The following is a 12,623-nucleotide window of genomic DNA, read 5'->3' as shown; positions in this document are numbered from 1 at the left end:
CGAAAGATACGGGCTTACCGGAATTACTGCTGCCACGCTGTGCTTGATGGCGTAAAGGTAGACCGCACATGAAGCGCGGTGGTTCCCCGGGGCAGGGTATATGCTGAGCCGCGACCTGCCGGACGGTCTTGCGTCCGTCGTCATCGCTGCTCTTTCGTCGGTTCCGGCAGTCCCCTCGCTGGTGTTTCGCTGGCCGGCTTACCGGCGCTGTGCTGGTTCCTGCCTCTGTGGCGCGCTGCGGCGGGCATTGTCCGCAATGTCGCCGCGCAAGTCGCCGCGCGGCACGGGCGGTTTGCTCGCGGTCGGGCCAGGCGCTACGGGCGGCATAGCGCGCGCGCCGGTGCGCGAGATCGACCATGACGGTACGGAGGCATGCGGCGGCTGGGCCGCGGCACTGAACGACACGAACGAGGCGGTCGGCGCGAAGAGGGCGAGGGCGGACAGCGAAACCATGATGCCCCGAATGGGCAGGTTCATGGATTTCATGGTGGTTCCCCGTCAATCCTGTTTCTTGACGTTAGTGGACATGCTCCTAAGCTAACGTCGGGAACGAAAGCGCGCTGTAAATATTAGTAAAGAGATGTATCGCGCGGTGCCGATCGCTGGTTATGGGCGCAGCCACGTCGATGCAGCCTGCATCGGCTGGGGAGGGGGCACTGCTGGCACATGACCCGAAAGCCGATCTGAAGCGGCCACGAAATGCGCAAGGGTGCGCAAGAGGTGAGAGGAAAACACGCCGGGCGCATGAGGCGCCCGGGGGAAAAGCAATTCAAGCGTGGCTCAGGCCATCTTGACCGGCGCGCGCCACGATTCCGGATTGGTCCAGAACGCGCCGCGCAGGCGATCGCGGCTCGGAGGCGCGGGCGGCTTGGTCGCCGTGGCGCCGATACGGCCGCGCAGCGAAATTTCACGCCCGTTCGTGCTCAGTCGCTTGACGATCTCTGCAAGCGTGCCGTCCGCCTGCCACTCGTCGAAACGACGGCGGCAAGTCGGCGGCGAGGGGTAGCGGCCCGGCAGCTTGGACCAGCCTTCACCCGTCGAAAGCACCCAGAGCACCGCGTTGACCACAGCACGCGCTTCGACGCGAGGCCGTCCGCGCCGTTCGCTCCGTGCCGGTTCAGCACAGAACAACGCCTCGACCAGCGCCCATTCGTTGTCTCTCAAATCGTCGAACAGCATCATGTTTCACCTCAGCGAAGCTATCTCCGGTGCGCTGCCCCGCGCTGCGCACTCTTCATGGACTCCCGGCCGGATGCCGGAGTACCAGGCGGGCCCGACTGGATCGTCCCGGACTGCGTGCTCGCGGGACGTCCATCGAACCTGTGCGTGCCTTAATGCGAAAACCGTGCCAGCACGTACGATTTCGTCTTGAAGCCGCGTGGCGTCAAGCCCGCGCGGGAGATTGCCAGGGGCGTATAAGACTCGAAAACGCTTATCGAGAAAATCGGGAGAATCACCAATCTTGTGCAACCAAGCCCGTCCGACGTGCGTTTGCGCTGTGTTGCTGCACTGCGGCGAACAAGGGGTAGCAATGCTGCGCTAGCCGCAACGATGGTTGTCTGGCATAAAATGCATGAAAACGGACAATTCATGAGGCGAGCGGATGAACGTGACGCTGCGGCAACTGCGGGTGTTCATCGAGGTCGCCCGGCTGCAGAGTTTCAGCCGGGCCGGGGACGAGATCGGGCTCACGCAGTCGGCGGTGAGCCGGTGTGTACGCGAACTCGAAGCCGAGATAGGCGTGAAGCTCGTCGACCGGACCACGCGCGAGGTGCAGCTCACCGATGTGGGCGCGAACCTGATCGCGAGCATTCCGCGCCTGCTCAACGATCTCGACGACGCCTTGCGAGAGATTCGCGAGATCGGCGAGCAGCGGCGCGGCCGCGTCGTCGTGGCGGCCAGTCCGACGGTTGCGTGCCGTTTGATGCCCCAGGTCGTGGCAGCGTGCGGGCGGCAGTTTCCCTACATCACGCTTGGCTTGCGCGACGACGTGCAGAGCGACGTCGTGCGCAGGATCCGCTCGGGAGAAGTGGACTTCGGCGTCATCATCGGACCCTTTGCCGCTGAGGACCTGGAAACCGAATGCCTCACCACGGACTCGTTCTGCGTGGTCGTGCGCGGCGATCATGCGCTCGCGCTGAGCCAGGAAGTCCCGTGGAAGGAGCTGGACGGCGAGCGACTGGTGATGCTGGATTACGCCTCGGGCAGCCGACCGCTCATCGACGCCGTGATGAGCGAACAGGGCGTACGCGCACGCGTGGTGCAGGAGCTGGGCCACCCGGCCACCGTTTTCGGACTCGTGGAGGCGGGCGTGGGCATCAGCGTGTTGCCCTGGCTCGCGCTGCCCGTGCCGGCGGGCGCGCCGCTGCTTGCGCGCCCGCTCGTGCCGCGCGCGGAGCGCACCGTCGAGCTCGTGCGGCGGCGCGACCGCTCGCTTTCGCCGGCCGCCGAGGCGGTCTGGTCGCTGATCCGTCAACTTGCCGGCCAGCCCGAAGCGCGGCACTGAAGCCGCTGCGCTCAGGCTTGCAGGCGCTGACCTCGTCGCGCGGGGGCCGCGCGCTACACTCCATGTTTTCCCACATTCTGTGCCACCCGGAAGCCCGATGAGCGATTTCGAACCGTCGTCCTCCATCTCCCTGCCGCGCGAAGCGGTGCGTGCGTTGCGCTCGTCGCAGATCCGCGAAGTGGCGAACGCCGGGTTCGGCGTTCCCGACGTACTGCCGTTCTGGTTCGGCGAGTCCGACCGCGTGACACCGCCGTTCATCCGCGAGGCGGCGGCGGACGCGCTGGGGCGCGGCGACACGTTCTATACGCACAATCTCGGCATCGCGCCGCTGCGCGAATCGCTCGCGCGCTACGTGAGCGAACTGCACGGCGCAACGTCGGTGGACAACGTGGCGGTCACGAGCGCCGGCGTCAATGCGCTGATGCTGGCGGCGCAGCTCGTCGTCGGCGCGGGCGACAGGGTGGTGGCGGTGACGCCGTTGTGGCCGAACCTCGTCGAAATCCCGAAGATCCTCGGCGCCACAGTCGAAACGGTCTCGCTCAGTTACGGCGAGCGCGGCTGGACGCTCGATCTCGACCGGCTGCTCACGGCGCTCACGCCCGAGACGCGCCTGCTCATGATCAACTCGCCGAACAATCCGACCGGCTGGGTGATGACGCGCGACCAGCAGCGCGTGGTGCTCGAGCATTGCCGGCGCCTCGGCATCTGGATCGTCGCCGACGAGGTCTACGAGCGCCTTTACTACGGCGATGCGAGCGAGCGCACCGCGCCGTCGTTCCTCGATGTTGCGTCGCGTGAAGAGCGCCTGATCTGCGTCAATTCGTTTTCGAAGGCCTGGCTCATGACCGGCTGGCGGCTCGGCTGGATGGTCGTGCCGCGCGGCTTGACCGACGATCTGGGCAAGCTGGTCGAGTACAACACCTCGTGCGCGCCCTCGTTCGTGCAGCAGGCGGGCATTGCGGCAGTCGAGCACGGCGAGCCCTTCACACGCGCGCTGGTGGCCGATCTGCGCGCCTCGCGCGACCATCTCGCCGCGGCGCTGGCGAAGCTGCCCGGCGTCGATGTGAAGGTGCCGCACGGCGCGATGTACCTGTTTTTCCGGCTGGCGGGCGCGCAAAACAGCCTCGAACTGTGCAAGGCGCTGGTGCGCGACGCGGGCCTCGGCCTCGCGCCGGGTAGCGCGTTCGGACCGCAAGGGGAAGGTTTCGTGCGCTGGTGCTATGCGTGCGACCCCGCGCGGCTCGACGCGGGCGTCGAGCGACTCGCGCGCTACCTGGAAACGGTGGGAGCGCACTGAGGCCGCTCTCGCCGCGCCATGCACCGGCGTGGCGAGCGGGCCTAAAGCGATGGCGGGGCCCGCGTTAAAATGAGGCCGCTCATGCGGAATGGCGTCTTTACGCACCCAGCGTTTTTGCGTAATATGGCGCTCAGTCAAGCGATTCCCTGCGGGAACTTCGCGGCTCCCTCCGGCTGGGTCTGGCTCTTTGCCTGAATTTCGGCCCCCCGGTGCGTGCTCCCATCAATATGACCGATCAGAATCGGGCGAGCGCGTCTCCTAGTTCCATATCGTCTTTCGTCTGTCTGATCCGGTTCCTTGAACCTGATTTACCTTACTTAGGGTCTGACCTGGCTGCATGAATACCCAAGAGGCGAAAATCGTCCTCGAGACTGCATTGATCTGCACGCAGGAGCCGTTGAAGATCGGCGAACTGCGCAAACTGTTTGCCGACGACATTTCGGCCGACACGGTCCGCAACCTGCTCGAAGACCTGCGCCACGAATGGTCCGGGCGCGGCGTCGAGCTGGTGGGGCTCGCGTCGGGCTGGCGCTTTCAGAGCAAGCCTGCCATGCGGACGTACCTTGACCGGTTGCACCCCGAAAAGCCGCCGCGCTACTCGCGCGCGGTCCTCGAAACGCTCGCGATCATCGCCTACCGGCAGCCGGTCACGCGCGGCGACATCGAGGAAATTCGCGGGGTCACGGTCAACACGCAGGTCGTCAAACAGCTCGAGGACCGTAACTGGATCGAAGTCATCGGTCATCGTGATGTGCCGGGCCGCCCGGCACTATATGCAACGACAAGGGAGTTTCTCGACGATCTCGGCCTGAAGTCGCTCGACGAATTGCCGCCGCTCGACGATCCGTCGAGCCAGTTCGGCGAGCAACTGCTTGCCCAGCATGCGATCGAGTTTCCCGATAGCGCCGCGGCGCAGCTCGTCGCGGAAGTCCAGCCCGAGGTTGCCACCGATGCCGCGGGCGCGGAAGATGCGCTGGCGCCGGTAGACCAGGGCGAAGCGTCGGGCGATGAAACAGCGGCACACCCCGAAAGCGCAGCGCCCGAGACGCACGCAACGGAAGAAGCGGAACTAGCGGAACTAGCGGAACTAGCGGAACTAGCGGAACTCGCGGAACTCGCGGAACAAGCGCACGAGGCGGCAGGCGCAAACATTGCGTCCGCAGCCGATGCCGCGGATGAAGCGGTACACGACGAAACGATCCGCGCGCAGCACGGGTCGGCCCCCGACGCTCACGCGCTGGATGCCGCGCACGCAGCAGATGCGGCGGGCGAAGAAGAACACGAAGACCGCCGCGACGCGGCGCAGGACGACCCCGTCTCAACGACGGACGACGAAGCCGCACGACGCGGCATCTGAAGCAACAAGCATTTTTGACGTGCCCCGCAAGCGGGCGCGCAACCTGACATTTTGAGGTTGTTTTGACTGATATCCACGACACCGATTCGACCGACGCGTCCGAATCCGCGCGCCGCGCGTCCTCCGCGCGCGACGATGACACGCGTGCTTCGCAGGTCGAAGGCGAAGCACAGGGCGGCGAGGGCGAAGAGCGTCCGCGCCGCGGCCTGCGCCGCGGGCCGCGCAGCCTGATCGCGCGCCGCCGCGCGGGTGCGAAGGCCAAGACCGCCGAAGGCGCGGAGGGCGCCGACGCGTCCGCAGCGCCTGATGCCGCACCGGAAGCGGCGCCTGAGCGCGCTCCCGCGGGGCGCGCCCCGCGCAAGGACGCAGGCGCGAAGAAGCCGGGCCGCCGCCAGAACGCGGGCGCCGCGGCTCAGGGCGAGCGTCAAGGCGAACGCCAGGGCGAACGTCAGGGCGAACGCCCGCAGGGCGAGCGCCAGCAAGGCGCTGGCAAACGCCAGAAGGGCCAGGGCCGAGGCGAAGGCCAGCCGGCAGCGGCCGCGGGCGAGTCCACGCAGGAAGACCTGTTCCTCTACGTCACGTCCCCGGCGTTCGACGCCGACAATGGCGCCGGTTCGGGCGTGCGCGCACCGATGCTGCGGCGCGGCCGTGCCCAGCAACCCAAGCGCGTGCTGAGCCCGGACGACGACGCACCGAAGCTGCACAAGGTGCTGGCGGATGCGGGCATGGGCTCGCGTCGCGACATGGAAGAGCTGATCGTCGCCGGGCGCGTCTCGGTGAACGGCGAGCCCGCGCACATCGGCCAGCGCATCCTGCCGACCGACCAGGTCCGCATCAATGGCAAGCCGATCAAGCGCAAGCTGCAGAACAAGCCGCCGCGCGTGCTGATCTATCACAAGCCGACCGGCGAAATCGTGAGCCACGCCGACCCGGAAGGCCGTCCCTCGGTGTTCGACCGCCTGCCGCCGATGAAAACGGCGAAGTGGCTGGCCGTCGGCCGTCTCGACTTCAACACCGAAGGTCTGCTGATGCTGACCACCTCGGGCGATCTGGCCAACCGATTCATGCATCCGCGCTACAGCGTGGAGCGTGAATATGCCGTGCGCGTGGTGGGCGAGCTCACCGAGGGCAATCGCCAGAAGCTGCTCAAGGGCGTCGAGCTCGAGGACGGCCCCGCGAGCTTCCTGCGCATCCGCGACGGCGGCGGCGAAGGGACGAACCACTGGTATCACGTCGCGCTGGCCGAAGGCCGTAACCGCGAAGTGCGCCGTATGTTCGAGGCGGCGGGCCTGATGGTGAGCCGGCTGATCCGCACGCGCCACGGCCCGATCGCGCTGCCCAAGGGCCTCAAGCGGGGCCGCTGGGAAGAGCTGGAAGACAACCAGGTGCGCGCGCTGATGGCCGCGGTTGGTCTGAAGGCGCCGAGCGAAGAGAAGGGCGGTCGTGGCGGCAAGGAGCAGGAGCGTCGCCAGCCCGATCCGATGCAGACGTCGATGGGCTTCATCAACCGCGAGCCGGTGCTGAGTTCGCACGGTGCGATGGGGCAGCCGCGTCAGGGCCAGGGACGGCGCGGTGCGGCGGGCGGCTTCGGCGGCGGCGCCGGAGCCGGTCACGGCAATTTCGGCGCGGGCTCCGGTTTCGGCGGCCGTGGCGGCAACCGTGCAGGCGGCCGCGAGGTCGATGGCAACCGTGCACCGGGCGCGCAGGGCAAGCGCGCGGGCGGCAATAATGCCGACGGGAATCGCCGCAGCGGTCCCGGCAACGGCGGCAACGCCAACCCCAATGGCAACCGCGCAGGCGGCAACAGCCGTGGCGGCCAGCGTGGCACGCCGCGCAACCGCACTCGCGGGCACTGACTCGCGAAGCGCGCGACGCCCGGCTGCGGCATGCGGCGGGCGTCGCGGCGATGCAACGGCGGCAATGCGCGCGGTTCGCGCGCAAAACACCGGAAAATCACCTTGCGAGCCCATAAATAACGGCAAAAGGCGCCTTGGGCTTGACCGGTGGTTTGCGTTAATGTGCAAAAAAGGCTAGAATCACAAAGTCGCTGGGCGTGCGGCTGTAATTTGCGCCCCAGGTGCGACCACCTGGCTAAGTGAGAAGATGGGCGTTTCGCCCATTTTTTTTTGGTTCGCCCCAAATTGGTTACCAAAATGCCGACGTTTCACGTTCGGCATTGTCAATTTGGGGCGTCCAAAGTCACCAACGAGCCAGGTCGTTCGTCATCGTGGGGCAGGTAGGTGAGAAGCGCGCGCGCTCACCTGGCGCGCGGCCCGCGAATTCCTGGCGAACCAAGAATTAGAGCGAAGGAAGTTGCTGGCCCGCTGCGCAGAACATCTGGAGTGGGCATTGTGCAACTGACGGAACTGATTGAAACCACGGTCACCGGGCTCGGTTACGAGCTGGTCGACCTCGAGCGCACCGGGCGCGGCATGCTGACCATCTTCATCGATCAGCCCGCGGGGATCGCGATCGAGGACTGCGAGAAGGTCACGCGTCAGCTGCAGCACGTTCTGACGGTCGAGAACATCGACTACGAGCGACTCGAGGTTTCGTCGCCGGGTCTCGACCGTCCGCTGAAAAAACTGGCGGACTTCGAACGCTTCGCAGGCTGCGAAGCGGTAATCACGTTGAAAAAGCCATTGGACGGACGGAAATCGTACCGGGGCATCGTGCATGCTCCCGAAGGCGATTCCATCGGTCTGGAATTCGAAGGGAAGGCGGGTCCCGCGATGCTCGATTTCACGCTCGCGGACATCGACAAAGCACGCCTTGTCCCCAAAGTTGACTTTAGGAGCCGCAAACAATGAGTCGCGAAGTGTTGATGCTGGTGGATGCGCTGGCACGCGAGAAGAATGTCGACAAGGACGTGGTGTTCGCCGCCCTTGAAGCGGCGCTTGCGTCGGCCTCCAAGAAACTCTTCGACGAGGATGCGGATATCCGCGTGCATATCGATCGCGAAAGCGGCGAACACGAAACGTTCCGCCGCTGGCGCGTCGTGCCGGACGAGGCGGGCTTGCAGGAGCCGGACCAGGAAATCCTGCTGTTCGAAGCACGCGAGCAGGACCCGGAAGCGCAGATCGACGGTTTCGTCGAGCAGCCGGTGCCGTCGGTCGAGTTCGGCCGTATCGGGGCGCAGGCCGCCAAGCAGGTCATCCTGCAAAAGGTGCGCGACGCCGAGCGCGAGCAGATCCTGAACGACTTCCTCGAGCGTGGCGAAAGCATCATGACCGGTACGGTCAAGCGCATGGACAAGGGCAACTTCATCGTCGAATCCGGCCGTGTGGAAGCGCTGCTGCGCCGCGACCAGCTGATTCCGAAGGAAAACCTGCGCGTGGGCGACCGCGTGCGCGCCTGGATCGGCAAGGTCGACCGCACCGCGCGCGGCCCGCAGATCGAACTCTCGCGCACGGCGCCCGAGTTCCTGATGAAGCTGTTCGAAATGGAAGTGCCCGAAATCGAACAGGGCCTTCTCGAGATCAAGGCGGCGGCGCGCGATCCGGGCGTACGCGCCAAGATCGGCGTGGTGGCTTACGACAAGCGCATCGATCCGATCGGCACCTGCGTCGGCATCCGCGGTTCGCGCGTGCAGGCCGTGCGCAACGAGCTCGGTGGCGAAAACGTCGACATCGTGCTATGGTCGGAAGATCCCGCCCAGTTCGTGATCGGCGCGCTCGCGCCGGCTGCCGTGCAGTCGATTGTCGTCGACGAGGAAAAGCACTCGATGGACGTCGTGGTCGACGAGAGCGAACTCGCGGTCGCGATCGGCCGTAGCGGCCAGAACGTGCGTCTCGCCAGCGAACTGACCGGCTGGCAAATCAATATCATGACGCCGGACGAATCTGCGCAAAAGCAGAATCAGGAGCGCACGGTGCTGCGCGACCTGTTCATGGCGCGTCTCGACGTCGATGAGGAAGTCGCCGACATCCTGATCGACGAAGGCTTCACGAGCCTCGAAGAGATCGCCTACGTGCCGCTCAACGAAATGCTCGAAATCGAGGCGTTCGACGAGGACACCGTGCACGAGCTGCGCAACCGCGCACGCGACGCGCTGCTCACGCAGGCGATCGCGAACGAGGAGAAGGTGGAAAGCGCCGCGCTGGACCTCAAGAGTCTGGACGGTATCGACCCGGACCTGCTCGCGAAACTGGCGCAGCATGAAGTTCACACCCGCGACGAGCTCGCCGAGCTGGCCGTGGACGAGCTGGTCGAAATGACGGGAATGGAAGAGGACGCCGCCAAGGCGTTGATCATGAAGGCACGTGAGCACTGGTTCCAGTAACCCGCCAACGGGAAGCTGCATCAGGGCGCGACGAGCAGGAAGCGACCATGACCCACTGAACTGAACGCGGCGGAGCCTTGCAGAACGCGAGGCACCGAAGGCCGCATGACCCGATGTCAACCGCAAGGAATCGGTCCTTGCATTAAGAGGAATGAATGGCGAGTAACAACGTAGCCCAATTTGCCGCGGAACTGAAAATGCCTGCCGGCGTGCTGCTCGAGCAGCTGCAGGCGGCGGGCGTCACGAAAGCGAGCGAGAGCGATGCCTTGTCGGAGACCGACAAGGCGCGTCTGCTCGATCACTTGCGCAAGTCTCACGGCTCGACTGATGCAGACAAGCGCAAGATCACGCTGACGAAACGGCATACGTCGGAGATCAAGCAGTCCGATTCGACGGGTAAGGCACGCACCATTCAGGTCGAGGTGCGCAAGAAGCGCACGTTCGTCCGCCGCGACGAGTCCGCCGGTGAGGCGGAGGCATCGAATCATGCAGCCGACGCAGCCGCTGCCGCCGAAGAGGCGGAGCTGCAGCGCCGTGAGGAAGAAGCGCGCCGCGAGGCAGAACTGCTCGAGCGTCAGGCCCAGGAGCTCAAGGAGCGCCAGGAACTGCTCGCGCGTGAGGAGTCGGAGCGCCGTGCGCGCGAAGAGGCCGCCGAGGCCGAGCGCCGCCGTGCCGAAGAAGAAGTTGCCAGGAAGAAGGCAGCGGCCGATGCCGTCGCTCACGAGCTGGCCGCTCAGGCCGTGGCCGCGCAGCGCAATGCCGAAGCGGAAGCGAAAGAAGTGAAGCAGGCGCAGGATCAGCAGGAAGAACAGCGCGCCGCAGCCGAGCGCGCCGCGCAGCGCGAAGCGGCCCAGAAGGCCGAAGCCGCCGCACGCGAAGCCGCCGACAAGGCGCAGAAGGAGCAGGACGAGATCGCCCGCCGCCGCGCGGCTGCCGAAGCCGAAGCGCGCGCGATCCGCGAAATGATGAACACGCCGCGCAAGGCGCAGGTGAAGGCGCCCGAGCCGCCCAAGCCCGTTGAGCCGCCGGCCAAGCCTGCCGAAGCCAAGGGCACCCTGCACAAACCGGCCCGTCCGGAAGGTGCTCCGGCCCGTCCGGCCGGCGCAGGCGCCGCGGCGAAGAAGCCGGCCACGACGGCCGCGCCTTCGACTAGCGCGCCGGGTGCCGGCGCGGGCGACCGCAACAAGAAGCCGGGTGCAGGCAAGGGCGGCTGGCAGGACGACGCGGCCAAGCGCCGTGGCATCAAGACGCGCGGCGACTCGTCGGGCGGCGTGGACCGCGGCTGGCGCGGCGGCCCGAAGGGCCGTGGCCGTCACCAGGACGCTTCGACGTTCCAGGCGCCGACCGAGCCGATCGTGCGTGAAGTGCACGTGCCGGAAACCATCACGGTGGCCGACCTCGCGCACAAGATGTCCGTGAAGGCGTCGGAAGTCATCAAGGCGATGATGAAGATGGGCCAGATGGTTACCATCAACCAGATGCTCGACCAGGAAACGGCGATGATCATCGTCGAGGAACTCGGCCACCGTGCGGTTGCCGCGAAGCTCGACGATCCGGAAGCGCTGCTGGTCGAAGGTCAGGGCACGGCTACGGACGCCGAGCAGCTGCCGCGTCCGCCGGTCGTCACGGTCATGGGTCACGTCGACCACGGCAAGACGTCGCTGCTCGACTACATCCGCCGCGCCAAGGTTGCCGCGGGCGAAGCGGGCGGCATTACGCAGCACATCGGCGCTTACCACGTCGAAACGCCGCGTGGCGTCATTACGTTCCTCGACACGCCGGGTCACGAGGCCTTCACGGCCATGCGTGCTCGCGGTGCGAAGGCAACCGACATCGTCATTCTGGTGGTCGCAGCCGACGACGGCGTGATGCCGCAAACCAAGGAAGCGATCGCGCACGCCAAGGCTGCGGGTGTGCCGCTCGTCGTGGCGATCAACAAGATCGACAAGCCGGACGCGAATCTCGAGCGCGTGAAGCAGGAGCTCGTCGCAGAAGGCGTCGTGCCGGAAGAGTACGGCGGCGACTCGCCGTTCGTGCCGGTGTCGGCGAAAACCGGCGCGGGCATCGACGATCTGCTCGAAAACGTGCTGCTGCAGGCCGAAGTGCTGGAACTGACTGCACCGGTCACAGCGCCGGCCAAGGGTCTCGTGATCGAAGCGAAGCTCGACAAGGGCAAGGGTCCGGTTGCAACGATCCTCGTCCAGTCCGGCACGCTGAACCGTGGCGACGTCGTGCTCGCTGGCAGCGCCTACGGCCGCGTGCGCGCGATGCTCGACGAAACCGGCAAGCCGACGAAGGAAGCGGGCCCGTCGATTCCGGTCGAGATCCAGGGTCTTTCGGAAGTGCCGGGCGCGGGCGAAGAAGTCATCGTGCTGCCGGACGATCGCAAGGCGCGTGAAATCGCCATGTTCCGTCAAGGCAAGTTCCGCGACGTCAAGCTGGCGAAGCAGCAGGCCGCGAAGCTCGAAAACATGCTCGAGCAGATGGGCGAAGGCGAAGTGCAGAACCTGCCGCTCATCGTCAAGGCGGACGTGCAGGGTTCGCAGGAAGCGCTGGTGCAATCGCTGCTCAAACTGTCGACCAGCGAAGTGCGCGTGCAGATCGTGCACAGCGCGGTCGGTGCGATCAGCGAGTCGGACGTCAACCTGGCAACGGCTTCGAAGGCGGTCATCATCGGCTTCAATACGCGTGCAGATGCGCAGGCGCGTAAGGTTGCCGAGGCGAATGGCATCGACATCCGCTACTACAACATCATCTATGACGCAGTGGATGAGGTGAAGGCGGCGATGTCGGGCATGCTGGCGCCGGAGAAGCGCGAGACGGTCACGGGCATGGCCGAGGTGCGCCAGGTAATTCGCGTGCCGAAGGTCGGCCTGATTGCGGGTTGTATGGTCACGGACGGCTTCGTCAAGCGTTCGTCGTCGGTGCGCGTGATCCGCAACAACGTCGTCATCCACACCGGCGAACTCGACTCGCTCAAGCGTTTCAAGGACGACGTCAAGGAAGTCAAGCAAGGCTTCGAATGCGGTATGTCGATCAAGAACTTCAACGACATCGTCGAAGGCGATCAGTTCGAAGTGTTCGAGATCACCGAAGTCGCGCGTACGCTGTAACACAGCGGCGCCCGCGGGCAGACCTTCGGGTCGCCCGCCTGGCCGCGGGTTTGCCGCGGGTTTGCCGA

The 12,623-nt window shown here is 65.9% G+C and carries 8 protein-coding genes and 1 pseudogene; 7 read left to right on the top strand and 2 right to left on the bottom strand.

Annotated features, from left to right (window positions below; genetic code table 11):
• Nucleotides 1-198: 198 nt before the first annotated feature.
• Together M3I53_RS01665 and M3I53_RS01660 are read right to left on the bottom strand one after the other, a co-directional pair.
• Nucleotides 199-486: a hypothetical protein gene (locus tag M3I53_RS01665; protein ID WP_254314238.1), complete on the bottom strand. Its 288-nt coding sequence runs from the start codon at nt 484-486 to the stop codon at nt 199-201.
• Between the two features lie 297 nt (nt 487-783).
• A pseudogene (locus M3I53_RS01660) lies at nt 784-1,179 on the bottom strand (transposase); the annotation flags it as partial.
• A gap of 424 nt (nt 1,180-1,603) precedes the next feature.
• On the opposite strand from M3I53_RS01660, the gene M3I53_RS01655 reads away from it, so the two are divergent.
• The 7 genes from M3I53_RS01655 (at nt 1,604) to infB (ending at nt 12,555) form a co-directional block, all read left to right on the top strand.
• Nucleotides 1,604-2,506, top strand: coding sequence for a LysR family transcriptional regulator (locus tag M3I53_RS01655; protein WP_254314237.1), 903 nt, complete (start codon nt 1,604-1,606; stop codon nt 2,504-2,506).
• Nucleotides 2,507-2,603: 97 nt separating this feature from the next.
• Entirely contained in the window at nt 2,604-3,803 is a 1,200-nt protein-coding gene (locus M3I53_RS01650; protein ID WP_254314236.1) for a pyridoxal phosphate-dependent aminotransferase, read from the top strand.
• Nucleotides 3,804-4,140: 337 nt separating this feature from the next.
• Nucleotides 4,141-5,160: an SMC-Scp complex subunit ScpB gene (gene scpB, locus M3I53_RS01645; protein WP_254314235.1), complete on the top strand. Its 1,020-nt coding sequence runs from the start codon at nt 4,141-4,143 to the stop codon at nt 5,158-5,160.
• 62 nt (nt 5,161-5,222) lie between these two features.
• Complete coding sequence (gene rluB / locus M3I53_RS01640) at nt 5,223-7,016, top strand: 23S rRNA pseudouridine(2605) synthase RluB (RefSeq protein ID WP_254314234.1); 1,794 nt, start codon at nt 5,223-5,225, stop codon at nt 7,014-7,016.
• Nucleotides 7,017-7,511: 495 nt separating this feature from the next.
• Nucleotides 7,512-7,970, top strand: a complete 459-nt coding sequence (gene rimP / locus M3I53_RS01635) for a ribosome maturation factor RimP (protein WP_254314233.1) — start codon at nt 7,512-7,514, stop codon at nt 7,968-7,970.
• Entirely contained in the window at nt 7,967-9,442 is a 1,476-nt protein-coding gene (gene nusA, locus M3I53_RS01630) for a transcription termination factor NusA (RefSeq protein WP_069267875.1), read from the top strand. Before rimP ends, nusA begins: the two co-directional genes overlap by 4 nt.
• A 155-nt stretch (nt 9,443-9,597) precedes the next feature.
• On the top strand, nt 9,598-12,555 hold the full coding sequence (infB, locus tag M3I53_RS01625) for a translation initiation factor IF-2 (RefSeq protein WP_254314232.1): 2,958 nt from the start codon (nt 9,598-9,600) through the stop codon (nt 12,553-12,555).
• Nucleotides 12,556-12,623 lie beyond the last annotated feature (68 nt).

The sequence above is a fragment of the Paraburkholderia sp. CNPSo 3272 genome, assembly GCF_024206495.1.
In the GTDB taxonomy this organism is placed as follows: Bacteria; Pseudomonadota; Gammaproteobacteria; order Burkholderiales; family Burkholderiaceae; genus Paraburkholderia.
Note: the sequence above shows the minus strand (reverse complement) of the source record. Positions and strands in the feature narration are given on the sequence as shown.

Coding starts and splice junctions, on each gene's coding strand:
- M3I53_RS01665 (WP_254314238.1), bottom strand. CDS start 486: ATGAAATCCATGAACCTGCCCATTCGGGGCATCATGGTTTCGCTGTCC.
- scpB (WP_254314235.1), top strand. CDS start 4,141: ATGAATACCCAAGAGGCGAAAATCGTCCTCGAGACTGCATTGATCTGC.
- nusA (WP_069267875.1), top strand. CDS start 7,967: ATGAGTCGCGAAGTGTTGATGCTGGTGGATGCGCTGGCACGCGAGAAG.
- M3I53_RS01655 (WP_254314237.1), top strand. CDS start 1,604: ATGAACGTGACGCTGCGGCAACTGCGGGTGTTCATCGAGGTCGCCCGG.
- infB (WP_254314232.1), top strand. CDS start 9,598: ATGGCGAGTAACAACGTAGCCCAATTTGCCGCGGAACTGAAAATGCCT.
- M3I53_RS01650 (WP_254314236.1), top strand. CDS start 2,604: ATGAGCGATTTCGAACCGTCGTCCTCCATCTCCCTGCCGCGCGAAGCG.